Source organism: Shimia sp. R9_1, assembly GCF_017743775.1.
Classification (GTDB): Bacteria; Pseudomonadota; Alphaproteobacteria; order Rhodobacterales; family Rhodobacteraceae; genus Shimia.
Map to the genome: position 1 here is coordinate 340,801 of NZ_JAGHRN010000004.1, position 21,706 is coordinate 362,506.

Annotated in this window: 24 protein-coding genes and 1 pseudogene; 5 read left to right on the top strand and 20 right to left on the bottom strand. The window is 61.0% G+C overall.

The genetic code is table 11. From position 1 onward, the window contains the following. Nucleotides 1–10 precede the first annotated feature (10 nt). From J7399_RS14965 to tyrS, 12 genes and pseudogenes are all read right to left on the bottom strand, one after another. Complete coding sequence (locus tag J7399_RS14965; RefSeq protein WP_209087191.1) at nt 11–643, bottom strand: Fic family protein; 633 nt, start codon at nt 641–643, stop codon at nt 11–13. Further along, nucleotides 636–965: a hypothetical protein gene (locus J7399_RS14970; RefSeq protein WP_209079195.1), complete on the bottom strand. Its 330-nt coding sequence runs from the start codon at nt 963–965 to the stop codon at nt 636–638. Before J7399_RS14970 ends, J7399_RS14965 begins: the two co-directional genes overlap by 8 nt. A 157-nt stretch (nt 966–1,122) precedes the next feature. Further along, a complete protein-coding gene (locus tag J7399_RS14975; RefSeq protein WP_247742907.1) occupies nt 1,123–1,755 on the bottom strand; it encodes an RNA ligase family protein in 633 nt (210 codons plus the stop codon). Nucleotides 1,756–1,854: 99 nt separating this feature from the next. Further along, nucleotides 1,855–1,924: pseudogene (locus tag J7399_RS21205) on the bottom strand (hypothetical protein); the annotation flags it as partial. A gap of 123 nt (nt 1,925–2,047) precedes the next feature. Further along, on the bottom strand, nt 2,048–3,100 hold the full coding sequence (locus J7399_RS14980) for an aminotransferase class V-fold PLP-dependent enzyme (protein WP_209087193.1): 1,053 nt from the start codon (nt 3,098–3,100) through the stop codon (nt 2,048–2,050). Further along, nucleotides 3,100–3,576: a YcgN family cysteine cluster protein gene (locus J7399_RS14985; RefSeq protein WP_209087195.1), complete on the bottom strand. Its 477-nt coding sequence runs from the start codon at nt 3,574–3,576 to the stop codon at nt 3,100–3,102. Before J7399_RS14985 ends, J7399_RS14980 begins: the two co-directional genes overlap by 1 nt. Next, entirely contained in the window at nt 3,573–4,505 is a 933-nt protein-coding gene (locus J7399_RS14990; protein ID WP_209087197.1) for a bifunctional riboflavin kinase/FAD synthetase, read from the bottom strand. The genes J7399_RS14985 and J7399_RS14990 overlap by 4 nt, the downstream gene beginning before the upstream one ends. Before the next feature lie 256 nt (nt 4,506–4,761). Then, nucleotides 4,762–5,205, bottom strand: coding sequence for a MaoC family dehydratase (locus tag J7399_RS14995; RefSeq protein ID WP_209079188.1), 444 nt, complete (start codon nt 5,203–5,205; stop codon nt 4,762–4,764). Nucleotides 5,206–5,316: 111 nt separating this feature from the next. Beyond that, entirely contained in the window at nt 5,317–6,192 is an 876-nt protein-coding gene (locus J7399_RS15000; RefSeq protein ID WP_209087199.1) for a TIGR01459 family HAD-type hydrolase, read from the bottom strand. A 100-nt stretch (nt 6,193–6,292) separates the two neighbouring features. Continuing rightward, on the bottom strand, nt 6,293–6,910 hold the full coding sequence (locus J7399_RS15005; RefSeq protein ID WP_209087201.1) for a hypothetical protein: 618 nt from the start codon (nt 6,908–6,910) through the stop codon (nt 6,293–6,295). A gap of 72 nt (nt 6,911–6,982) precedes the next feature. Beyond that, nucleotides 6,983–7,738, bottom strand: coding sequence for an SDR family oxidoreductase (locus J7399_RS15010; protein ID WP_209087203.1), 756 nt, complete (start codon nt 7,736–7,738; stop codon nt 6,983–6,985). 193 nt (nt 7,739–7,931) lie between these two features. Beyond that, nucleotides 7,932–9,185, bottom strand: a complete 1,254-nt coding sequence (gene tyrS, locus J7399_RS15015; RefSeq protein WP_209087205.1) for a tyrosine--tRNA ligase — start codon at nt 9,183–9,185, stop codon at nt 7,932–7,934. A 63-nt stretch (nt 9,186–9,248) separates the two neighbouring features. On the opposite strand from tyrS, the gene J7399_RS15020 reads away from it, so the two are divergent. Beyond that, a complete protein-coding gene (locus J7399_RS15020) occupies nt 9,249–10,382 on the top strand; it encodes an anhydro-N-acetylmuramic acid kinase (protein WP_209087207.1) in 1,134 nt (377 codons plus the stop codon). 33 nt (nt 10,383–10,415) lie between these two features. On the opposite strand, the gene J7399_RS15025 is transcribed toward J7399_RS15020, so the two are convergent. From J7399_RS15025 to J7399_RS15045, 5 genes are all read right to left on the bottom strand, one after another. Then, nucleotides 10,416–11,324, bottom strand: coding sequence for a fatty acid desaturase (locus J7399_RS15025; protein ID WP_209087210.1), 909 nt, complete (start codon nt 11,322–11,324; stop codon nt 10,416–10,418). Further along, nucleotides 11,321–11,746, bottom strand: coding sequence for a cupin domain-containing protein (locus J7399_RS15030; protein WP_209087212.1), 426 nt, complete (start codon nt 11,744–11,746; stop codon nt 11,321–11,323). Before J7399_RS15030 ends, J7399_RS15025 begins: the two co-directional genes overlap by 4 nt. 125 nt (nt 11,747–11,871) lie before the next feature. Continuing rightward, entirely contained in the window at nt 11,872–13,146 is a 1,275-nt protein-coding gene (gene eno, locus J7399_RS15035) for a phosphopyruvate hydratase (RefSeq protein ID WP_209087214.1), read from the bottom strand. Between the two features lie 130 nt (nt 13,147–13,276). After that, a complete protein-coding gene (locus J7399_RS15040) occupies nt 13,277–14,146 on the bottom strand; it encodes a DMT family transporter (protein WP_209087216.1) in 870 nt (289 codons plus the stop codon). Nucleotides 14,147–14,183: 37 nt separating this feature from the next. Then, the gene (locus J7399_RS15045) at nt 14,184–15,491 is read right to left on the bottom strand and encodes an HlyC/CorC family transporter (RefSeq protein WP_209087218.1); all 1,308 of its coding nucleotides are present in this window, start codon (nt 15,489–15,491) and stop codon (nt 14,184–14,186) included. A 138-nt stretch (nt 15,492–15,629) separates the two neighbouring features. On the opposite strand from J7399_RS15045, the gene J7399_RS15050 reads away from it, so the two are divergent. Both J7399_RS15050 and J7399_RS15055 read left to right on the top strand, forming a co-directional pair. Beyond that, nucleotides 15,630–16,334: a transporter substrate-binding domain-containing protein gene (locus tag J7399_RS15050; RefSeq protein ID WP_209087220.1), complete on the top strand. Its 705-nt coding sequence runs from the start codon at nt 15,630–15,632 to the stop codon at nt 16,332–16,334. Between the two features lie 158 nt (nt 16,335–16,492). Next, a complete protein-coding gene (locus J7399_RS15055; RefSeq protein ID WP_209087222.1) occupies nt 16,493–17,326 on the top strand; it encodes a metallophosphoesterase family protein in 834 nt (277 codons plus the stop codon). Here the strand turns inward: J7399_RS15055 and J7399_RS15060 are convergent. From J7399_RS15060 to J7399_RS15070, 3 genes are read right to left on the bottom strand one after another with little or no spacing between them, the layout of a single operon-like run. Further along, nucleotides 17,242–18,240: a site-specific tyrosine recombinase XerD gene (locus tag J7399_RS15060; RefSeq protein WP_209087224.1), complete on the bottom strand. Its 999-nt coding sequence runs from the start codon at nt 18,238–18,240 to the stop codon at nt 17,242–17,244. The genes J7399_RS15055 and J7399_RS15060 overlap by 85 nt on opposite strands. Nucleotides 18,241–18,247: 7 nt before the next feature. Then, entirely contained in the window at nt 18,248–19,771 is a 1,524-nt protein-coding gene (locus J7399_RS15065) for a hypothetical protein (protein ID WP_209063255.1), read from the bottom strand. Then, nucleotides 19,768–19,920 carry a hypothetical protein gene (locus J7399_RS15070; protein ID WP_209063253.1) on the bottom strand — a complete coding sequence of 51 codons (153 nt, stop codon included), beginning with the start codon at nt 19,918–19,920 and terminating at the stop codon, nt 19,768–19,770. The genes J7399_RS15065 and J7399_RS15070 overlap by 4 nt, the downstream gene beginning before the upstream one ends. A 120-nt stretch (nt 19,921–20,040) precedes the next feature. Here J7399_RS15070 and J7399_RS15075 point away from each other — a divergent pair, with 120 nt between their 5' ends. After that, nucleotides 20,041–20,592, top strand: coding sequence for a shikimate kinase (locus J7399_RS15075; RefSeq protein WP_209087226.1), 552 nt, complete (start codon nt 20,041–20,043; stop codon nt 20,590–20,592). Next, nucleotides 20,592–21,704, top strand: coding sequence for a 3-dehydroquinate synthase (gene aroB / locus J7399_RS15080; RefSeq protein WP_209087335.1), 1,113 nt, complete (start codon nt 20,592–20,594; stop codon nt 21,702–21,704). The genes J7399_RS15075 and aroB overlap by 1 nt, the downstream gene beginning before the upstream one ends. Nucleotides 21,705–21,706: the final 2 nt, after the last annotated feature.

Sequence of the window (21,706 nt, forward strand, 5' to 3'; positions counted from 1 at the left end):
GATGTGGCTGTCAGTTGACCGTTTCAAGATACATGCGTCGGAAGACCTGGGCCGTTGGGGCCCAGTCGCCGGTCATGGCGGCGTCACATGCGGCGCCGTAGCCGTCATCTGGTCGGGGTCTGAGCCGAACGAAGGGTGGCAGGCCATAACGCATGGCGATGAACCCGCTCCAGATCCGCGCGGTGCGGCCGTTGCCATTTGCAAAGGGATGAATGCGCACCCATTCGGCATGCACCCAAGCGCAGAGCTCGAGAACGGCGTTAAGCAGGTCGCCTGTGTTGGGCGCATCGCCCTGGGGAATGAGCGCGTCCAGTGCCGTAGTGGCGCTTTGAATGCGCTCTTCAAAGCGCGCCAGCTCCTCACGCACCAAAAAGGCCGGTGTTCCCCTGTGAACGCCAATGCCGACCTCACAGTGCGTCAGCCCAGTCTCGCCTCGAAAACGTCCGGAGAGCGCCTCTGCTGTAACCGAGAGTTGGGAGAGAACCGCGTCAGGGACAGTGAGGCCCTCCAGAGTTCTGGCATGCCAATCTCTGGCCATTTGCAGGGTCGGCTGTTTGCGCGCGAAGGCGGCATCGCGCGATGCGCGGTAGGCATGTTGCAGGTTTTCTGTCAGTTGGTCGCTGTCAGCGTCCCAATCAGGCACTGAGCAGTCCGCGCACAAGGGACGTGGCCTCTTGCGGCTCATCCGTCAGAAGTTCCCCTTGTGCGGGGTCCTCCTCGGTGGAACGTTCGGCGGCGACCACCGCTTCGATGGCCTGTTCAAAATCCGGGTCGGCGGCGCGGTACTGGCGCAACTGCGCAAGGGAGGCCTCAAGCTCAGCCTCCAAGGCGTGGGATTCCTTTGTGACAAACTGGTCCAGCGCCTGCACGATGAGCTTATTGACCGTCATCTTCCGCAGCTCTGCCAGTTTGGCGAGATGGGCCTTGAGGTTCGGGTCAACACGCAAAGACATTTGTACAGACATGGGGATGCTCCTGTCAGGAATGAATTTAAAATAGGATTTTGATGTCATTTTGTCAAGATGAGTGCATTTTGGGCACTTTTAGAGCGGACGATCGGCTGCTGAGAAAAGCAACCTGATGAGCCACTTAGGAACGTTTAGGTAGATAATTTGAGAGAAATTAGTTTTTCAAGCTGTTCGGAACCAACTCTGTTCTGGTCCAATGAACTTCACTTTGGACATGCCCCGCCCTGACGTATTTGCCCATGTATGTTGGCATTTGGCTTTCTAGAAATGCGTTGGCGGAACGAACCACAAACCCTTCTTGCGTATTCTGGTCTAGGTTTCGGGCAATTTCTTCAAATAGACCGTCATAAAAAGCACCGCGATAAAGCGTTTTAACAGGGGCGATGCCTAAGTCCGAGAACCGGCTAAGCGTTTCGCTCCAGCTTTGAATTTCGTTATCAACAATGAGCGCAAACCCTAGAAAATAAGATGGCAGTTCCGTGTAGGAGATAGAGTGCCTTGCATACAGGTTCTCGCCAACGATGCGTTCGTTTGGTGCCAAATTGAATGAGATCCCTGCGGCAAAAGCTTGCAGCCAATCGCGCGAAGAGTGGTACTTGCTGTCTGGGCTTCGTGCATGGGTGCCATTGCGATGAATGGTGGTGTTTTCGCCATCCATCTTTTCGGTGATCACAAGATCTGAGACCTGCAAGTGCTCAATTGACGGCATGATTTTGTCGTCATTTGTAGCCCCGGGCGAAATAGGTAGATGATAGGTGCGACCGTACTTTTTCATAGGTTTTGACATATCAAATCACATGATCTGATGCGATGGCCTTTCTACCTCTGATTTCTACCGTCTAATTTGATGAGCACTAAGCCCCAGCAACTATCAAGTCGCGCACCTTCACGGCTTTCTCGAAGTGGTCGAGTTCATGCGTTTGATCCACCAGGTGGCAGCTTCCGTCAGGAGGTCAGGATCGTCGTTTTTGTTGGCAAAAAACGCGGAGAGTTACAGCCCTACGGTTTCGCCTTTCCTGGCGATCTTGTCGTCGCAGATGGTGACGGCTTTGGCGCGCAGGCTGTCTCTCATGAGCGGCTTACCCAGCCGCCAAATCCAAGAACTTGTGGATCTGGTCCTGCTCAATCGACCAGTCGCAGACAAACCGTGCGGGCAGCATTTCGGTGTCGTCCGCACCTTCCAGCTCGCCGCCCCACAGGTGGTAGACCGCGCCTGCGTCAAAGAGGCGTTTGTGGGTGGCGCGGGGGAGGTAGACAAACAGCATGTTGGCTTGCGGCGGGTGCATGAACGCGACGCCTTCGATCTGGCGCAGGCCGCCTGCGAGATGGGCCGCGCTGGCGTTGGCCTTGGTGGCGGCGGTGATCCAGGCGTCGTCTTTGAGATAGCCCAGCATCTGGGCCGACAGATAGCGGTGTTTTGAGAAAAGATGCCCGCCGCGTTTGCGGCGCAGCTCGAATTCGCGCGCGTGTTTGGGATCAAAGAAGATCACCGCCTCAACACCCATGCAGCCATTTTTAGTGCCGCCAAAGCTGACCGCATCCACACCGGCCTTCCAGGTCATCTCGGCAGGGGTGCAGCCCAGAGCGACCATGGCATTGGCAAAGCGCGCGCCATCCAGATGCACAGGGCAGTCAAAGGATTTGGCCACGTCACAAAGCGCCTTGAGCTCGGCCAGGGTGTAGACCGTGCCGCGCTCTGTCACTTGCGTGATGGAGACCGGGCCGCGTTGGGGGCCATGCACGCCACGGGTCTCTTCGCCCTCGATGGCCGCGCGCAGACTGTCGGGGGTCATCTTGTCGACATCCTTGGGGCTGGCCATGGTGAGCTTGGCCCCGCCGGTGTAAAACTCCGGCGCGTTGCATTCGTCCTCATGGATGTGGGCCACATGGGAGCAGAAGATGGTTTCCCAAGGTTTGCAAAGGGTTGCCAGCGCCAGTGAATTTGCCGTGGTGCCGGTGGAGACCAGATAGACCGCCGCCTCAGGGGCCTCAAAAACCTTGCGGATCGTCTCGACGACCTCTGCCATTTCCGCATCCGCCCCATAGCCCATGGCGTAGCCTTCGTTGGCTGCGGTCAATGCTGCGAGGACTTCGGGAAGGGCGGGGCCGGAGTTGTCGGAGGCAAAGTGCATCAGAGAGGTTCCTCGATTATATGGTCTTCCCACTGCTCCAGCGGGGTTTCAAATTCGGAGACGGTTTTGAACTGCACCGACACGCCAGCGTCATGCACCGTGTCGGCGGTGCCGGAGATCAGCGGGTGCCAATTATAGAGCGGTTTGCCTTCCCAGAGCAGGCGATAGGCGCAGGTCTGGGGCAGCCAATAGGCGTGCTCGTGGATGTTCTTGGGCGTCATCACGATGCATTCGGGCACAAACTGATGACGGATGTCATATTGGGTGCAGCGGCAGGTCTCGTCATCCAGCAGACGGCAGGCGACACAGGTGAGGGCGACCTCTCCGGTGTCCTCATCCTCAAGCTTGTTGAGGCAACATTTGCCGCAGCCGTCACAAAGCGCTTCCCACTCACGGTCGTTGAGTTTGGTCAGCGGCTTTTTTTCCCAGAAACGTTTGGCGAGCCCTTGGCGTGCTATGGGATCTTGGGTGCTCATAAGGCGCAGAGGATCTCCCGGGCTTGGTCGCAGTCTTTGCCCATCTGCGCAATCAGGGCGTCAAGGCCGTCAAATTTCAGCTCCGGGCGGAGATAGTCGACCAGCCCCACGGACAGCGTGTGGCCGTAGAGGTCGCCTGAGAAATCAAACAGGAAGGTTTCGATATTGGCTTTGTTTTCGCCAAACATCGGGCGGGTGCCAATCGAGGAAGCGCCAAAGTAGCTGCCCTGATGCGGCCCGTCGCGCACATCCACCAGCACGGCGTAGACGCCGTATTTGGGTTGGTGCAGATCGTCGATCGACATATTGGCGGTGGGAAAGCCCAGATCGCGGCCCCGTTGTTCGCCGCCAATCACCGGCCCGTCGATGCGGTGCCAATGGCCCAGCATGGCGGCCGCATCACGGGGGCGGCCGCCGCTCAATGCGGCGCGGATGGAGGTGGAGGAGACCTGACCGTCACCGCCCTGCACCAGAGGCGCAATGGTCACGCCAAAGCCCATCTCCTTGCCAAAGGCGGCGAGGTCTTCGGCGGTGCCTGCGCGCCCCTTTCCGAAGCAGAAGTCTGCCCCGACAACCACATGGGCGAGGCCGAGGCCGTCGGCGATCACTTCACGGGCGAAGGCCTCAGGGGTGAGGCTGGACAAAGCGGCGTTAAACGGCAGCTCATAAAGCCTTTCCACGCCAAGCTTTTCCAGCCTGTGGGCGCGGGTCTCCGCAGAGGTGAGGCGGAAGGTGGGCGCGTGGGGCGCAAAATATTCGCGCGGATGGGGCTCAAAGGTCATGATGCCCAGCGGGGCATCCGGCGCGGCGTTGCGCGCAAGGTTGATGACCGCCTGATGGCCCAGGTGCACCCCGTCAAAATTGCCAATCGCGACGCTGGCGCCGCGATGCTCGGAGGAGAGGAATTGGTAGTCGCGAATAATTTGCATGCGGCAGGGTTAGCTTTTGCGCGGGCGGGGCGCAAGAGAGGAGCTGACCTCAGGCAGATCGGCTGTGGATCATCGGTGACAAAGGCGGGGGCTTTGCCCCCGACGCCGCAAGCGGCATCTCCCCCAGGATACTGGCAGAATGAGAAGCCGGCGCGGCGGATTTCCCTGTCTTGCGTGGAGAATGTGCCCTATGGCGGCAGAGACAAAAAAGGCGGCACCGTTCAGTGCCGCCCGATAGGGATAAAGCGTGTTGGCCTCAGTCGAGTTTGCGCGAGGGCGCGAGAACGGTGGCCTCTCCGGCGAGGACTTTCTTGCCCTCAACGGTGCAGGTGCAGTCAAGCTTCACGCGGCGTTTGGCAATATCGATATCGGTCACGGTGACCGTGGCCAGCACCGTGTCATCGGGGCGCACCGGGGCGAGGAACTTCAGCGACTGGCCCATGTAGATGGTGCCATGGCCGGGAAGCTGCTCGCCGATCACGGCTGAGATCAGCCCGGCGGTCAGCATGCCATGGGCAATGCGCCCGCCAAACATGGTGTCTCTGGCGTAATCCTCATCCAGATGCACAGGATTGTGGTCTGTGGAGACGGCGGCGAACATCTCGATGTCCTGATCGGTCACGGTTTTGCGCACATAGCGGGACATGCCGATTTCGAGGTCTTCGATAAAGATGGTGCCGCGGGGCAGATTGTCCAACATGAGGCCTCCACACAGATGGTCTGAGGTTTTCGCTAAGTAACTTAATGGCGCATGGTGCGCATGATTTGCAACTTTATTACTTCGCAGTCGCAGAAAATCAAGTGTTTTCTGTTAACGAAGCTTGCCAATGGCGTATTGCGGGGTGACTTGCTCTGCCGCGAGATAGGCGGCAAGGGCCTCTGCGTCGGGCTGATGCGCGGTCTTGGTCTCTTTTTCCGCCAGACCGCCGGTGATGAAGAGCGAATCGATGTTTTCGCCCATGCCGCCGGTAATGTCAGTGTGGGGCCCATCCCCAATGGCTAGGATTTCGCTGTCTGATACCGAGACGCCAAGAGCTGCGAGGCGGCGGCGGGCCAGATCATAGATCGGCGGATGGGGTTTGCCAAAATAGAGGCTTTCTCCGCCCATGTCGGTGTAGAGCTTGGCCAGAGCACCGGCGCACCATTCGCGGATTTCGCCGCGGTCAACCACGATGTCGGGGTTGGCGCAGAGCAGCTTCATGCCCTTTTGCTTGGCAAAGAGGAAGTCGGGGCGGTTGATCTCGACCTCGGCCATCGGGTCAAACGGGCCGCAGCAAACAATGCCCTCGGCTTCTGCCAGCGGCACGCGCCGAATGTTGACCGGGTTGTCCAGAATCTCAAGCGGCTGGAAGAAGCCTTCGTCACGCGCGGGTTCGCCCATGAAGTAGACCTTTTCGCCAACCGCGCCCTGAAACATAGCCGAGCGCGCGCTGTCCCCGGAGGTGGCGATGGTGTCATAGGCATCGGCAGGCACGCCAAAATCGCCCAGCTGCTCGGCCACACCGGCGCGCGGTTTGGGAGAGTTGGTGACAAGCACCACAATGCCGCCTTTGGCGCGATAGGCCTGCAGCGCGGCCACGGCCTCAGGGTAGGCGGTGACGCCATTGTGCACACAGCCCCAGAGGTCGACAAACAGTGCTTTGTAGCGGTCGGAAACCTCGGCAAGGGAAGCGATAATTTGGGTCATGATGCGGTCCTGATCGGCTGTTTGGCGCAAGGTATGGCAAATAGCTTGTCAAAGGGCCAGTGATTTCGAAGTGGCGGTGAATTGGGGCTGTGGACCGAGGTCAGGTGAGGCTGTCTGGCAGGTGCAGCTGGGGGGCAAAGCCGCCGCGCAGCGCGAGGATACTGGGGGCCGGTGTGAGCACAGGCAATGTGCCTTGCGGGCGTTTTATAGGTGCGCCGTAGCCGTCAGAGCTAAACGGCAGGGCCATGTCTGCCATGAGCATCAGGGGGCGTTCGCCGTCCAGCACAAAAGTGGTGTCTGGCAGGTCTGCGACAGCCATAAGGGGGCGGTTTTGCAGGAATTTTCGGGGAATGGCACGCGCGGCGTGCAGGTGCTGGTCAAAGGCGGGGGCGGAGCCTGTGTGGCCAGCCGCGGCGAAGTAGGCTTTGTGATCGGCGCGGCGGCATTCGGCGCAGGGGCGGTGACCGGCGGCCAGCGCAACCGCCTCGTCGTGAAAGAAAAGCTCGGTATAGCGGTGGGGCGCCATGAGGGTGCGGCGGCGGTTTTTGAATGACAGCACGCAACAGACCCAAGCCTTGTGTTGCCAGCGCCGGTGGGTGAGCGCGCCGTGATCATGTGCCTCGGTGTCATGCAAGATGCCGCGATTTCCCATGAGGTTGCCCCGCGCGCGGTGGCGCAGGATCTCTCCGGTGGGCAAAACGCGGTTTTGACGGGGCATGGTGGGGCTCCTTTTAAAGAGAGCCTAGCATGGGGGAGGGGAGAGGTGCGCAGTGAATGCGCACCCTACGGGTCATTGCATTCTGAGGGCGCCGTCGATGCGGATGACTTCGCCGTTGAGGTAGCCGTTTTCCACGATGAAACCTGCAAGGCGGGCGTATTCAGACGGGTCGCCTAGACGTTTGGGGCAGGTGACATCGGCGGCGAGCTGATCCTGAACCTCTTGCGGCAGGCCCTGCAGCATTGGGGTGAGGAAGATGCCCGGGGCGATTGCCATGACGCGGATGCCGGAGCGGGCCAAATCGCGCGCCATGGGTAGGGACAGGCCGACGATGCCGCCTTTGGAGGCCGCGTAGGCCGCCTGGCCGCGCTGACCGTCCATGGCCGCGATGGAGGCGGTGTTGATGATCACACCGCGCGCGCCGTCCGCTTCCGCCTCGTTTTCGGCAATCACTTCGGCTGCCAGACGGGCGACGTTGAAAGAGCCGACAAGGTTGATGTCGATGGTTTGCTGGAAGACATGCAGCGGGTGCGGGCCCTTTTTGCCGATGGTGGTGGCCGCGGGCGCGATGCCTGCGCAGTTGACCGCAGTGGTGATGGTGCCCATTGCGGATTTGGCGGCGGCGATTGCGGCGGCAACGCTGTCTTCATCGGTGACGTCTGTTTTGTGGAAGGTGCCGCCCAGCTCTTCGGCGACTGCTTGGCCGCGCTTCTCATTGAGGTCAAAGAGGGCCACTTTGGCGCCGTTGGCAGCGAAGTGTCTGGCGGTGGCTTCGCCGAGGCCGGAAGCACCACCGGTGATCACGGCGCAGGTTTGATCAAGTTTCATGGGCGGGCTCCTCCGGGCGATAAATGAACGTGTGTTCAAATAAGCGGATCAGCACGCTTCTGTCCAGAGGCATGAGGGCCAGCCCCTCTTGGCCAAAGGGGCCAATTCACCAATGGATATTGGGAAAATGCGAAGCCCAAAGAAAAAGGCCCGCGCTAGTGGCGGGCCTTTGGTTGAGGTGGTTTGCTGTGGATCAGCTGTCGAGCTGTACCAGCGCGTGGCGCTTTTTGCCTGCTGAGAGCTTGATCGGCGAGGACAGCGCGGCGGCGTCGATCATCAGCCCTGCGTCGGTCAGCGGCGCGTCGTCCAGTTTGGCGCCGTTTTCCTTGATCAGGCGCTTGGCGTCTTTGCCGGATTTTGCGAGGCCGGATTTCACGATCAGCTGCACGATGGAGATGCCGTCCCCGAGGTCCTCGGAAGTGAGTGTCACGGTGGGCAGATCATCGCCCACGCCGCCTTTTTCAAAGACTTCGCGTGCGGTGGCTTCGGCTGTGGCAGCGGCCTCGGCACCGTGGCAGAGTGTGGTGACCGCATTGGCGAGGATGATTTTGGCCTCATTGATCTCGCTGCCCGCCAGCGCGCCGAGACGGACACATTCATCAAGCGGCATTTCGGTGTAAAGGCGCAGGAAGCGGCCCACATCGGCGTCGGTGGTGTTGCGCCAGAACTGCCAGAACTCATACGGGCTGCGCATGTCGGCGTTGAGCCAGACCGCGCCATCGGCGGATTTGCCCATTTTCTTGCCGTCAGAGGTGGTCAGCAGCGGGGAGGTCAGGCCAAAGAGGCCGCCATCATCCACGCGGCGGGTGAGGTCGATGCCGTTGACGATGTTGCCCCATTGATCGGAGCCGCCGAACTGCACCAGACAGCCGTAGCGGCGGTTGAGCTCCAGGAAGTCATAGGCCTGCAGGATCATGTAGTTGAATTCGAGGAAGGAGAGCGACTGTTCCCGATCCAGACGTGATTTCACGCTCTCAAAGGACAGCATGCGGTTCACCGAGAAGTGGCGGCCGATGTCGCGCAGGAATTCGAGGTAGTTCAGATCGTCGAGCCATTCGGCGTTGTTGAGCATCAGCGCATCGGTTTTGCCGTCGCCGTAGTCGAGGTATTTGGCGAAGACCTTTTTGATGCCGGCGATGTTGTCGTCGATCTGGTCGTTGGTCAGCAGCGGGCGCTCATCGGCGCGGAAGGACGGATCGCCCACTTTGGTGGTGCCGCCTCCCATCAGGGTGATCGGTTTGTGGCCGGTTTTTTGCAGCCAGCGCAGCATCATGATCTGGATGAGCGAGCCCACGTGCAGGGATTTGGCGGTGGCGTCAAAGCCGATATATCCGGGCACCACGCCATCACAGAGTGCTTTGTCAAAGCCTTCATAATCCGTGCAATCGGCCACAAAGCCGCGCTCTAGCATCACGGTGAGGAAATCCGATTTGGGCTGGTAGGTCATGGTGTCGATCCCGTATGATTTGCGAGCCTGTGTATAGGCGGGGAAGAGCAGAAGGAAAAGGCCATGTTGAAGGGCCAGAAAACCGCGCAAAACGGCGGTGCGCAGAAAGCCACGGTTCAGCGGGCCTTGGGGGCGATGTCAGGCACGTCTTTGGACGGGGTGGATGCGGCTGTGGTGGAGACCGATGGCGTGGAGATCCATGGCTTTGGGGCCAGTGATTATCGCGCCTATTCTGCGGAGGAACAGGCTGTTTTGACCAAGGCGCTGGGCCATTGGGCCGGGCCTGAGGCGGAGGCCGCGGCCAAAGTGATCGAGGCGGCGCATGCAGAGGTGTTGGGCCGGTTTGCTGATATTGATCTGATTGGCTTTCATGGCCAGACGCTGGCGCATGAGCCGCGTGGCCGGGGCACCTGTCAGGTGGGAGACGGGCAGGCGCTTTCAGAGGCGCTGGATGTGCCGGTGGTCTGGGATTTTCGCAGTGCAGACATAGAGCTGGGTGGCGAAGGCGCACCCTTGGCACCGTTCTTCCATTTTGCCTGCGCCAAGTGGTTTGGCGCCAAAGAGCCGGTGGCGTTTCTGAATTTGGGTGGTGTTGGCAACATCACATGGGTGGACCCGCGCAAAGAGGGGCCGGAAGCGGAGGGTGCTTTGCTGGCCTTTGACACCGGGCCAGCGAATGCGCCGCTCAACGATATGCTGCGCGCACGCCGTGGGTTGGCGTTTGACGAAGGCGGGAAGATCGCCGCGCAGGGCACTGTGGCCACAGGTGCGCTGGAGCTGTTTTTGCAGGAGGCCTATTTCTCGCGTATGCCGCCTAAGTCTCTGGATAGGAATGACTTTCCGGAAATGATGGATCTGGTGCGGGAGCTCTCTGATGAGGATGCAGCGGCAACCATGACGGCGATGTGTGCCGCCAGCGTGGCGCAGGGAATGGGGCATTGTCCGGTGCCGCCAAGCCGCGTGTTGGTGACCGGAGGCGGGCGGCATAATCCGGTGCTGATGGAGATGCTGCGGGTGTCGCTGGATTGTCCGGTGGTGCCTGTCGAAGAGGTGGGGCTGGATGGCGACATGCTGGAGGCGCAAGCCTTTGCCTATCTGGCGGTGCGCGTCGCGCGAGGGCTACCGACCTCTGCGCCAAGCACAACGGGTGTGATGGCGATGGTGGGCGGTGGCACGGTGAGTGTGCCACAGGGGTGAGGGCTGCGCCTGCCTGGGTAGGCGAGGCCCGGCCTAGCGTCCGGGCGTCAGGTCTGATTGGTAGTCGCTATGAAAGGCTGTGTAGCCCGCTGAGGTGCTTTGCAGATGCGGCTTAAGGTCTTCATGCAGCGCGGGGAGCTGGTGGAAGGGCACGTTCGGGAAGGCGTGATGCTCTGCATGATAGGGCATGTTCCAGGCCAGAAAGCGCACGAGACGGTTGGTGAAGGTGGTGCGGGAGTTTTCCAGCATATTGGCCACCGGCGGGCAGCGGCCGTGCTCCGCCAGAAGATAGGCGCGCAGGAAGGGCTGGCCGATCAGGCTGGGCAGGATCCAGACCCAGAAGAGGAGCGGCGAGACCAGCAGGCTGGCTGCGATGAGCGCATAAAGCGTGAGCAGAATGCGGGCCTCGGTACGCATGGCGGCGTGTTTGCGGGTTGGCAGATAGGGGGCGTCCAGCGTGCCAAAGGCGTTCTGAAGAAGCGTTTTTACCGCGGATTGCCAGTAGCTTAGGCCGGAGAGGTAAAGCAGATAGCTGCGCCATGTGTTCGGGCGTGGGCCGCCTGCCAGCTCCGGGTCGCGCTCGGGATCATTGGTGAATTTGTGATGCGCCATGTGGAAGGCGCGAAACCATGTGAAAGGCAGTATCAGCGGCAGAGCGCAGGCGTGGCCCACCGCGCGGTTGATCCAGCGGGTGGCAAACGGCGTGTCGTGGGTGCATTCGTGGCTGAGCGTGAAGAGGAACACCCAGAGCAGGCCGAACGGCAGGAGCATCAGCGGCCAGAGCGGCGCGCGCAGGCCGACCCAAAGCGCGCAGAACAGGAGTGCGCCGAGATAAAGCGCGAGATGGCGCAGGCCTGCGGCGTCAGAGCGGCTTAGCAGCAAGCTGCGGCGGTCCGGTGTAAGACGCGCAAGGGCTTCCTTGTGGCTCAGTGGTGCGCTCATCGCGGGATGTCAAATCCGGGAGCGGCAAGCTCAAAGCCGTCAAATTGGAAGGCAGGGGAGACGGTGCAGCCGACAAGGGTCCATTCGCCCGTGCTGCGTGCGGCTTGCCAGTGATGGGGCGGCACGATGTGCTGAGGTAGCTGGCCTGCGGCGAGATCCGGGCCGAGGGTCAGGTCTTGCGCCGGGCCAGCGTCGGTTTCTGCAAGCGACAGGATCAGCGGCGCGCCCGCGTAATAGTGCCAGATTTCGGCGGCATCGACGCGGTGCCAGTGGGAGACCTCGCCCGCCTTCAGCAGGAAATAGATCGCGGTGCCGGCGGGGCGGGTGCCCTCCGGCGCGTCAGCGATCCATGTCTGGCGGTAGTGGCCGCCTTCCGGGTGCGGAGCGAGGTTGAGCTGGGCGATGATTTGATCGGCGGTCATTTGGGCAAGTCCAAGTTCTTTTGGCTCCATAGGGCCATATGCAGCGCAAAGCGCAAGAAAAAAGGCGGCTCATGGAGCCGCCTTTCATCGTTCGTGACGGTGCGCAGTGAATGCGCACCCTACGGTTATTTCAAGATCGAGCGGCCTGCGTATTCGGCGGTTTCACCCAGCGCTTCTTCGATGCGGATCAGCTGGTTGTATTTCGCCAGACGGTCAGAGCGCGACAGGGAGCCGGTTTTGATCTGGCCGCAGTTGGTGGCCACGGCGAGGTCGGCGATGGTGGCGTCCTCGGTCTCGCCGGAGCGGTGGGACATCACGTTGGTGTAGCGTGCGCGGTGGGCCATATCGACGGCTTTGAGCGTCTCGGTCAGAGAGCCGATCTGGTTCACTTTCACCAGCATGGAGTTGGCCACGCCCTGCGCGATGCCATCTGCCAGACGGGTTGGGTTGGTCACAAAGAGATCGTCACCCACCAGCTGCACCTTGTCGCCGATTTTGTCGGTCAGCAGCTTCCAGCCATCCCAGTCGTCTTCGGCCATGCCGTCCTCTATGGAGATGATCGGGTAGTCGTTGCAGAGCTCCGCGAGGTAGTCGGCGTTTTCCGCAGAGGTCAGGGACTTGCCTTCGCCCTTCATCTCGTATTTGCCGCCCTCGTAGTATTCGGTGGAGGCGCAGTCGAGTGCGAGGTAGATGTCTTCGCCAGGTTTGTAGCCTGCTTTTTCGATGGCACTCATGCAGAAGTCGAGCGCTTTGCGGGTGCTTTCCAGCGCCGGAGCAAAGCCGCCCTCATCGCCGATGCCGGTGTTGTAACCTGCCGCAGACAGCTCTTTCTTCAGCACATGGAAGACTTCGGCACCCATGCGGATGGCTTCGCGGATGTTGGCCGCGGAGACAGGCATGATCATGAATTCCTGAATGTCGATGGGGTTGTCGGCGTGCTCGCCGCCGTTGATGATGTTCATCATCGGCACAGGCAGAACGCGCGCAGAGGTGCCGCCCACATAGCGGAACAGCGGCTGTGCGGTGTGGTCTGCAGCAGCTTTGGCGGCAGCGAGGGACACGCCGAGAATGGCGTTGGCGCCAAGGCGGCCTTTGTTGGGGGTGCCGTCCAACTCGATCATGGCGGCGTCGATGGCAACCTGCTCGGTCACGTCCATGCCCACCAGAGCTTCGGCGATTTCGCCGTTCACGGCGTTGACCGCTTCCAGCACGCCTTTGCCCAAGTAGCGGGATTTGTCGCCGTCGCGCTTTTCGACTGCTTCATGTGCGCCGGTGGAGGCTCCTGACGGTACGGCGGCGCGGCCCATGGTGCCGTCTTCAAGGATCACGTCGACTTCGACGGTTGGGTTGCCGCGGCTGTCGAGAATTTCACGGGCGAAGATATCAATGATGGTGCTCATCCTGGGGGTCCCTGCACTGGTCAATTGTTGAGGCAGCTATAGCAGGGCGGAGGCAAAAGTAAACGGCATTTGGTAGCGCTAACGGCGGTTTTTATCAAGGTTAGGGCTAACAGTTACGGGGCGTTGCACATTATCCGCGGCGGGCGAGGGCGCGTTCGCGCAGGAAGGTGTAAAGACCTGCGGCGACGATGAGGGCCGAGCCTGCGAAGGTGGGCCAATACGGGTGCTCGCCAAGGATGAAGATGCCAAGCAGCATGGCAAAGACAAGGCGGGTGTAGCGGAAGGGCGCGACGGCTGAGGCTTCGCCGACGCGCATGGCTGTGACGATGGCCCAATATCCTGCCGCGCCAAAGAGGGCTGCGCCCGCAAATCGAGTGAGTTCTCCCAAGGCGAGCGGGGCGGCACTGGCGCCGGAAAATTCCAGCAGACATGTGCCCGCAATCAGAAAGCCCAGGAAGCCTTGCAGGGCGACCACATGGGACGAGACCTGAGGATCTATGCGTCGCGTGAGGATGTCACGGATCGCGATCCCGAGCGCCGCGCCGAGTACCAGAAAGGCCGTGGCGTTAAAGCCTCCGAGGCCGGGGCGGATGATCAGCAGCACACCGGCAAAGCCAATCGCAAGGGCGCTCCAGCGCCGCCAGCCGACGGTTTCCCCGAGGAACAGCGCGGCCAATAGGGTGAGGATCAGCGGCATGGCTTGAAAAATGGCGGCGGCCGTGGACAGGTCGATGCGCGACAGGGCCAAGGTGAACATGACGCCGCTGGCGGCTTCGGCGCCGGAGCGCAGGAGCAGACGCGGGGTCCAGTGCCGGCGCGCAAAGAGCGGTGCGCGGGTGGCCAGAATGATTGTGAGAAAGATCATGCCGGAGCCAAGGCCAAGCCCCATCAGCACCTGACCGGGATGCAGCGACCCGGTCAGTTGTTTCATGAACATGTCAGCGGTGGCAAAGCCCAGCATGGAGGCAACGACAAGCAGGCTGCCTTTGATGTTGTTCATTTGTGGTGCCGCCCTAAGTGCCGAGTGGTTCTCTGCATCAGAGGGGGCGTATCTTGAGATCGGTGATCCGGTTGGCCTCGCGCCCGGTGACTTCGAAACGGAAGCCGTGGAAGGAGAACACCTGCCCCACGGTGGGGATCATCTGGGCCTCATGGATCACCAGACCCGCCACGGTGTTGGCCTCGTCATCAGGCAGGTTCCAATCGGTGGCGCGGTTGAGATCGCGGATCGTCATGGCACCCTCGATCAGGAACTGGCCATCCTCGGATTTGCCAATTTTGTGGTCGCCGTCCTCGTCAAATTCATCGGTGATCTCGCCCACAATTTCCTCAAGGATGTCTTCGAGCGTGATCAGGCCCTGCAGGGAGCCATATTCATCCACCACCAGCGCAAAATGGGCGTGGCGGCGCAGGAATTCGCGCATCTGGTCATCAAGTGCGGTGGTTTCCGGAACGAAGTAAGGCTCTTTGGCCACCTCATCGAGCACAATGTCTGTCATGCGCTCAGGCGAGGTGCTGCCCGCCTCACGGACGCGGCGGTACATGGCGCGGAACAGGTCTTTGGCGTGCACCACACCAATGATGTTTTCCGGTTCGTCCTTAAAGACGGGCAGGCGGGTGTGATTGCTCTCCAGACATTGGTTGAGGATGTCGGCGGGGCTGTCATCGGCGTTGATCATCTCGATGCCGGAGCGGTGCAACATGATTTCCTCAACCGTGCGGTCAGAGAGATCGAGCGCGCCCAAGATGCGGTCGCGGTCTTCTTTTTCGACGATGCCTTCGGAGTGGCCAAGCTGAATGGCGCCCGCGATTTCTTCGCGCACGGCGAGGACCTGGCTGTCCGGGTCGATCTCCACCCCAAAGAGGCGCAGCACAGTGCGCACCAAGATACGCACAGCGGCCACCACGGGGGAGAAGACGGTGACCACAAGGCTGATCGGGCCAGCGACGGTGGAGGCGGCATCTTCGGGCCGCGTGATGGCGTAGGTTTTGGGCAGCACCTCGGCAAAGATCAACACCAGCAGGGTCATGACCAAAGTGGCCATAGCCACGCCGCTTTCTCCAAAGGCGCGGGTGAAAAGCGCGGTGGCCAGAGAGGTGGCGAGAATGTTGACGAGGTTGTTGCCCAAGAGCACGGAGCCGATCAGGCGTTCGCTGTCTTCGGTGACGGCAAGGGCGCGCTGTGCGCCGCGGCTGCCTTTGTCGGCCTGCGTGCGCAGCTTGCCGCGCGAGGCTGCAGTGAGCGCGGTTTCAGAGCCCGAAAAGAAGCCCGAGAGCATGAGCAAAAAGAGGATTACCCCGGCGGTGATCCAAAATGCGGTGTCGATGGACGATGCGGGCTCCATAAGATCCTCGTTTGACTGGTCAAATTGGTTATGGGTGCAGGGGCAGGGCGGATCAAGGGGGCGCGGCGCGGTTAAGAGTTATTTTATACCGCGCGCTTATATGGGCGCCTCAGAGTTAGAAGTGGGAGACACAGGCTTATGAAAGCCCTTATTTTCTGCGCGATGGCTGTGCCGGCCGTTGCGATGGCAGGTGATGCCGATGTGGCATTTTTGACCGAAGACTATGCGCCTTATTCCTGGATGGAAAACGGCGAGGCGGTTGGTCATGGTATTGATCTGATCCATGAGGTGGCGAACCGTGCGGCACTGACTTCTTCGGTGGAGATCACAAAATGGACCCGCGCCATTGTGCTGGCGGAAAAGAATGAAAACACCTGTGTGTTTTCGACCGCGCGCACCGAAGAACGGGAACCCAAGTTCCAATGGGCTGGTCCGATGTATGTCGAGAGCACCTATCTGGTGCAGCGCGCCGGTGAAAACACAGATGTAACGACATTGGACGTGGCGCTGACCAAAGCCATCGGTACGCAGGTCGGCGATTTCACCGTTGAGTTGCTGCAGGGACTTGGGGCGGCAAAAGTGGACACAGCGCCAGATCTGGAAAAAACGCTGAAGAAACTGCGCGCTGGGCGTCTTGATTACGTCATCCTTGGCGAAGATGGCGCGAAGTCTATTACCGCGCAGAATGCCGATCTTGAGATGGCGTTGGAAGTGTCCCGCGATGAGTTCTTTATTGCCTGCTCCAAGAGCACGCCAGCGGAGACCGTCGCAAAGATTGATGCGGCTATGGCGTCCATGATGGAAGATGGCACCCAGGCGCAGATGGTGGCAAAATACAAATAGTGCTCTGCAATCGTGGCGCATTTGAAAGGCCGGGGCGTTTGCTCCGGCCTTTTGTTTGGGCTGTCCGTGGGGGCGCATTTTGTTGGCGGATTTGTGATTGGGGTCGGCGCGCGCTATTGCGCTAGAGCAGGGGCACGAACTTAGGGAAGGCGCAGCGGATGCAGGATTTGGGCAGGCTTGATGGACCGGTGCTGGTGTTTGGCGGGCCGTATTCGAATTTGCAGGCCACAGAGGCGGTTCTGAAAGAGGCCAAGGCGCGGGGCATTTCGGGGCGCAATCTGATTTGCACCGGGGATGTGGTGGCCTATTGCGGCCAGCCTGCGGAAACGGTGGCCGCAGTGCGCGACAGCGGTGCGGTTGTTGTGGCGGGGAACTGTGAGCTGCAGTTGGCCAGCGGCGCGGAGGATTGCGGCTGCGGCTTTGAAGAGGGCACGGTCTGTGATCTGCTGTCCGCCGGATGGTATGGCTTTGCCGCCCAGCAAGTTGATGATGCGGCGCGGGACTGGATGGCAGGTCTGCCGGAGATCGTTTGTTTTGAGCTGGCCGGTCAACGTGTGGCGGTGATCCACGGCGGCGTCACGGATGTGGCGCGGTTCTTGTGGTCAACATCTCCGGAAGCTGCTTTCGCCGAGGAGATCGCTGCGCTGACGGATAAGGTTGGCCCGGTCGATGTGGTGCTGGCAGGGCATTGCGGCATTCCGTTTGAACGGCAGATCGGCGCGGTGCGCTGGATCAATGCCGGGGTGATCGGGATGCCGCCACATGATGGCAGCCAATCCACGCGCTTTGCGATTTTTGACGGGCAGGCGCTGGAAATTCGCGATTTGGCTTATGATGCCGGGCAAGCTTTTGCAAAAATGCAAGAGGCTGGGCTGACCCAAGGCTACCACGAGGGGCTTGTGAGCGGCTATTGGCCGTCTGAAGACGTGTTGCCGGAAGATTTGCGGGTGCCGCTGTCTGAGCGGCTTTCGCCCTCGCGTGCCAGCGGGTGATGGGTGGTCACCAGCTCATGCAGGCGTTCATCCAGCACGTGGGTATAAATCTCGGTTGTTGAGAGATCGGCGTGCCCCAGAAGGGTCTGGATCACGCGCAGATCGGCACCATTGGCCAGCAGATGGGTGGCAAAGGCGTGGCGCAGCGTGTGTGGCGTGACCTTTTCAGGCGGCACGCCTGCGGTGATGGCAAGATCTTTGATCAGCGTGTGAAACCAGTTGCGTGTGACATGGCCGAGCGCACCGCGTGAGGGAAAGAGAAACAGCGAGGCATGTTTGCCTTTGGTGCGTTTTTCTTCCTCGGCTTTGTCGCGGACCGACAGCCAGACAGCGAGCGCTTCGCGCGCGGGCGGGGAGAGCGGGACCATGCGTTCCTTATCCCCCTTGCCGCGCACCAGAAGCATCTGCGGATTGCCGCGCGCCGCGGCGACCGGAAGGCTGACCAGCTCGGTGACGCGCATGCCGGTGGCGTATAGCAGCTCCATCAGGCAGATGTTGCGCAGGCGGTCCTGCGGGGTGCGCCCCGTTTCTCGCGCCGCCGCCAATAGGGCGTCGACCTCGGTCACCTCAAGGGTTTTGGGCAGGCGTTTGGAGCGACCGGGGCCGCGGATTTGGACGGCCGGGTTGCTGTCGCGCCAGCCCTCTTCAAAGGCAAAGCGAAACAGCTGTTTGAGGGCGGAAAGACGCCGCGCGCGGGTGGCCTGTGCCAGGCCTTCGGCGTCACAAAACAGCAGGAAGTCTTCGATTTGCGCCTGTGTGGCGGTTTCAAAGGTGACGTGCTTGCGTTTGGCCCAATCTGTAAAGGCAGTGAGGTCGCGCATATAGGCGGCCAGCGTGTTGGGAGAGGCTCCAAGCTCTGCAGCCTGGGCTTCCAGAAAGGTTTCGATCCAGAGGCTTTGGGAGCTGGAAACCATGCGCCTGCTAGCCCCGCGTGTCCAGAAGCGCGACCTGAAGGGCGGCGCGGCGGGCAGTGTCCTCCAAGCCGACGGCGCGGAAGGTGGCCAAAGCTTCGGTCAGCGCGCCAAGGTTGCCTGCGGCGCCATCGTCCATCAGCGACATGGCGGTGAGGATGCTTTCGCCCAGTTGGCCGCGCGCCAGCATGGTGGAGATTTCCTGCGGCACGCCCGCGCCATGGAAGGCATCGGAAATTGCACGGTGCACGGGATCTGTGGTGATGCGTGGCGGAGCGCCCAGCGCAAGACCGGCAAGGAAATCACGCGGACCGCTGCGGGCGGCGCGTTCATAGTCTGACGACAAGAGCGCGATGTCGCGGGCCTGACGGGCGGACACGCCTTGCAGCGGGAGCTTCAGAAGCAGCGGGCCATAGATGCGGGCAAAGGGCACTTCGAGGTGGACTTGTTGCATGGCGGCCCAAACCGATGGCAGGGTGTCGGCCACTTTGGCGGTGTCATTGCTGCTGATCGCCGCATCAAAGGCCTGAAGCGCGGCGACGCGATCCCAGATCATGCCGGAGGCGGCTGGTTTGCGCTCTGAGTAGATGCCAAGCAGGCGGTTTTCATGGAGCGCGGAGGTGCGCGCCAGACGTTCGGAGGCCTCAAGCTGTGCTTTCCAGCCTGCTGTGTCGCGCAGATCCGCATGGGCATAGGCGCGGGGCAGGCCGGTGGTGGATTGGGTTTCGCCGATCGCCTCATAGAGGCGGAACTTGAGCGGGGTCACCGGACCTGCGGCCACAAGAAGCGGCTCGCCTTCAAAGAGGTCAGGATCCAGGAACCGCAGAAGAAGCGCGTCCATCTCTTCAGAGATCAGGCCCAGCGCCTTGGCGGAATCCAGTGTCAGCGCTGCTGCGCGCCAGTCTCCGGAGCGAGCGGTGCAGAAGATGCGGGCGGCATAATCCGGCGCCAGATGCGGCGCCTGCATAAGGGCGTCACAGGCGCGCTGCTCTTCGCCCATCAGGAGGGTCACATCAAACCAGCGCGCAAACAGCGCGGGCGTGTCCGCACCTGCGCGTTCAATGAGGGCACCGGCCTGCTCCAGCGCGCCCATTTCGATCAGCTTGTCGATTCGCGCGATCAGCAGCTCGTTGGCAACACCGGCATCGCGCGGCGCGTCGGCCTCCGCCAAGAGGAGCGTGTAAAGAAGCGCCTGCATCGCCGGAAGCACATCGGGGCGCTGGGCGCTGACAAGATCGCTGAGTTTGGAGGCGCGGGAGGCTGACCAGAGCGAGGCGGGAAGGCCGGTGACTGAGGAGGGCAGAAGGCCGGTGGCGTCGTGGCCGTTGTCATCCAGTGAGGTGACTTTGATGTTGGGGGTGCTGAGGCCTTGGGAGACAGGCGGTTCGCCTTGCGGCAGACCGATATCCAGCGTCACAGTGGGGGTCGGGTTCAGCCATTCGATGGCTGACAGCGGGGCCTCCTGCGCCACGCCAGGCGCGGCGGCGAGGCCGATCAGAAAGGGCCATGTGCCCAAAGCCCGCAGAACGCTCATTCTTCGCCTTGCAGCTCGACTGGGATGCGGATTTCGTTTTGTTGAGCGGAAAAATCAGCCCCAAAGATTGGTCCGACGTAGGCATATGCAACCAATGCCAGCGCCGCCAAGACGAATAGAACCAATAAGGCCCGAATGACTTTGCCCATGAGTCCTCTCAAATTTCCTGCCCGTTTTTTTCAACTTATAACTGGCCTTTTGCACAAGATCACGTCATTCAATGCCGAAATCTTAATTTTGGGCAAGGCTTGGCCGATTGTGGGCGTTTCATGGGCTATGAACTGAAAAAAACCGTCGTGCTGGTGGGCATGATGGGGGCGGGAAAAACCGCGGTTGGACGGGCTTTGGCAGCGAAACTTGATGTGCCGTTCATCGACTCGGATGCGGAGATCGAAAAGGCAGCCAACATGAGCATTGCCGAGATTTTTGCCCGCGACGGAGAGGCGTTTTTCCGCGAGAAAGAGAGCCAGGTGATTGCGCGCCTGCTGGATGAGGAACGTTGCATTCTGTCCACCGGTGGCGGGGCCTATCTGGCTGAAGCCAACCGAGAGGTGATTTCCGAGCGCGGCGTGGCCGTGTGGCTGAATGCGGATGTGGATCTGTTGTGGTCGCGCGTAAAACACAAGGACACGCGGCCTTTGTTGCGCACCGAAAATCCACGCAAGACGCTGGAAGAGATCTATGCGGCGCGGGTGCCGCTTTACAGCCTTGCCGATCTGCCGGTGGCAGCAGAGGCAGGCTTGAGTATTGAGGAAATGGCGGCGCGGGTGGCTGACGCTTTGACAGGTCAGCGCCCAGACGTTTTGGAAGGGGCAGAATGATGATGGAAACGGTGCATGTTGGCCTTGAGGGGCGCGCGTATGACATTCACATCGGCCCCGGGTTACTCGCACAGGCAGGCGCGCTGATCGGGCCAATGCTGGCGCGCAAACAGGTCTGTGTTGTGACCGACGAAAACGTCGCGGCGCTGCATCTGGAAACACTGCGGGCCGGGTTGGCAAGTGACGGGATCAGCATGGAAGCGCTGGTGCTGCCGGCGGGCGAAAGCACCAAGAGCTGGGCGCATCTGGAGCAAACCGTGGAGTGGCTTTTGGCGCAGCGCGTGGAGCGGCGTGATCTGGTTGTGGCGCTGGGCGGCGGTGTGATCGGGGATCTGACCGGCTTTGCCGCAGCGATCCTGCGCCGCGGCGTGGGCTTTGTGCAGATCCCGACGAGCCTTTTGGCGCAGGTCGACAGCTCGGTTGGTGGCAAGACCGGGATCAACAGCCCGTTGGGCAAAAACCTTGTGGGCGCGTTTCATCAGCCCAAGCTGGTGCTGGCAGATATTGATGTGCTGGGCACGCTGACGCCGCGCGATTTCCTCGCCGGTTATGGCGAGGTTGTGAAATACGGCCTGCTTGGCGATGCGGCATTTTTTGAATGGCTGGAAAAGCTTGGGCCGAAGCTTGCGGCAGGTGACGTGGAGGCGCGGATTGCTGCGGTGAGACGCTCCTGTGAGATGAAAGCCGAGATTGTGATGCGCGATGAGACCGAGCAGGGGGATCGCGCGCTTCTGAACCTTGGGCATACATTCTGTCATGCGCTGGAGGCGGCGACGGGCTATGGCGACCGCCTGCTGCATGGGGAAGGCGTTGCGGTGGGCTGTGCGCTGGCGTTTGAGCTGAGCGCACGTCTGGGCCTGTGTTCTCAGGAAGATCCGAGCCGCGTGCGTCAGCATCTGCGTGAGATGGGCATGAAGGTGGACCTGAAGGACATCGAAGGCGAGTTGCCGGATGCGGATGCGCTTTTGGATCTGATGGGGCAGGACAAGAAGGTTGTCGATGGTCAGCTGCGCTTCATTCTGGCGCGGGGGATTGGCAATGCCTTTGTGACGGCGGATGTGCCACGGGATGTGGTGCGCGCGTTGTTGGTGCAAGAGCTGGCGAACCGCTAAGA

Coding starts and splice junctions, on each gene's coding strand:
- J7399_RS14970 (WP_209079195.1), bottom strand. CDS start 965: ATGTCTGTACAAATGTCTTTGCGTGTTGACCCGAACCTCAAGGCCCAT.
- J7399_RS14975 (WP_247742907.1), bottom strand. CDS start 1,755: ATGTCAAAACCTATGAAAAAGTACGGTCGCACCTATCATCTACCTATT.
- J7399_RS14980 (WP_209087193.1), bottom strand. CDS start 3,100: ATGCACTTTGCCTCCGACAACTCCGGCCCCGCCCTTCCCGAAGTCCTC.
- J7399_RS14985 (WP_209087195.1), bottom strand. CDS start 3,576: ATGAGCACCCAAGATCCCATAGCACGCCAAGGGCTCGCCAAACGTTTC.
- J7399_RS14990 (WP_209087197.1), bottom strand. CDS start 4,505: ATGCAAATTATTCGCGACTACCAATTCCTCTCCTCCGAGCATCGCGGC.
- J7399_RS14995 (WP_209079188.1), bottom strand. CDS start 5,205: ATGTTGGACAATCTGCCCCGCGGCACCATCTTTATCGAAGACCTCGAA.
- J7399_RS15000 (WP_209087199.1), bottom strand. CDS start 6,192: ATGACCCAAATTATCGCTTCCCTTGCCGAGGTTTCCGACCGCTACAAA.
- J7399_RS15005 (WP_209087201.1), bottom strand. CDS start 6,910: ATGCCCCGTCAAAACCGCGTTTTGCCCACCGGAGAGATCCTGCGCCAC.
- J7399_RS15010 (WP_209087203.1), bottom strand. CDS start 7,738: ATGAAACTTGATCAAACCTGCGCCGTGATCACCGGTGGTGCTTCCGGC.
- tyrS (WP_209087205.1), bottom strand. CDS start 9,185: ATGACCTACCAGCCCAAATCGGATTTCCTCACCGTGATGCTAGAGCGC.
- J7399_RS15020 (WP_209087207.1), top strand. CDS start 9,249: ATGTTGAAGGGCCAGAAAACCGCGCAAAACGGCGGTGCGCAGAAAGCC.
- J7399_RS15025 (WP_209087210.1), bottom strand. CDS start 11,324: ATGAGCGCACCACTGAGCCACAAGGAAGCCCTTGCGCGTCTTACACCG.
- J7399_RS15030 (WP_209087212.1), bottom strand. CDS start 11,746: ATGACCGCCGATCAAATCATCGCCCAGCTCAACCTCGCTCCGCACCCG.
- eno (WP_209087214.1), bottom strand. CDS start 13,146: ATGAGCACCATCATTGATATCTTCGCCCGTGAAATTCTCGACAGCCGC.
- J7399_RS15040 (WP_209087216.1), bottom strand. CDS start 14,146: ATGAACAACATCAAAGGCAGCCTGCTTGTCGTTGCCTCCATGCTGGGC.
- J7399_RS15045 (WP_209087218.1), bottom strand. CDS start 15,491: ATGGAGCCCGCATCGTCCATCGACACCGCATTTTGGATCACCGCCGGG.
- J7399_RS15050 (WP_209087220.1), top strand. CDS start 15,630: ATGAAAGCCCTTATTTTCTGCGCGATGGCTGTGCCGGCCGTTGCGATG.
- J7399_RS15055 (WP_209087222.1), top strand. CDS start 16,493: ATGCAGGATTTGGGCAGGCTTGATGGACCGGTGCTGGTGTTTGGCGGG.
- J7399_RS15060 (WP_209087224.1), bottom strand. CDS start 18,240: ATGGTTTCCAGCTCCCAAAGCCTCTGGATCGAAACCTTTCTGGAAGCC.
- J7399_RS15065 (WP_209063255.1), bottom strand. CDS start 19,771: ATGAGCGTTCTGCGGGCTTTGGGCACATGGCCCTTTCTGATCGGCCTC.
- J7399_RS15070 (WP_209063253.1), bottom strand. CDS start 19,920: ATGGGCAAAGTCATTCGGGCCTTATTGGTTCTATTCGTCTTGGCGGCG.
- J7399_RS15075 (WP_209087226.1), top strand. CDS start 20,041: ATGGGCTATGAACTGAAAAAAACCGTCGTGCTGGTGGGCATGATGGGG.
- aroB (WP_209087335.1), top strand. CDS start 20,592: ATGATGGAAACGGTGCATGTTGGCCTTGAGGGGCGCGCGTATGACATT.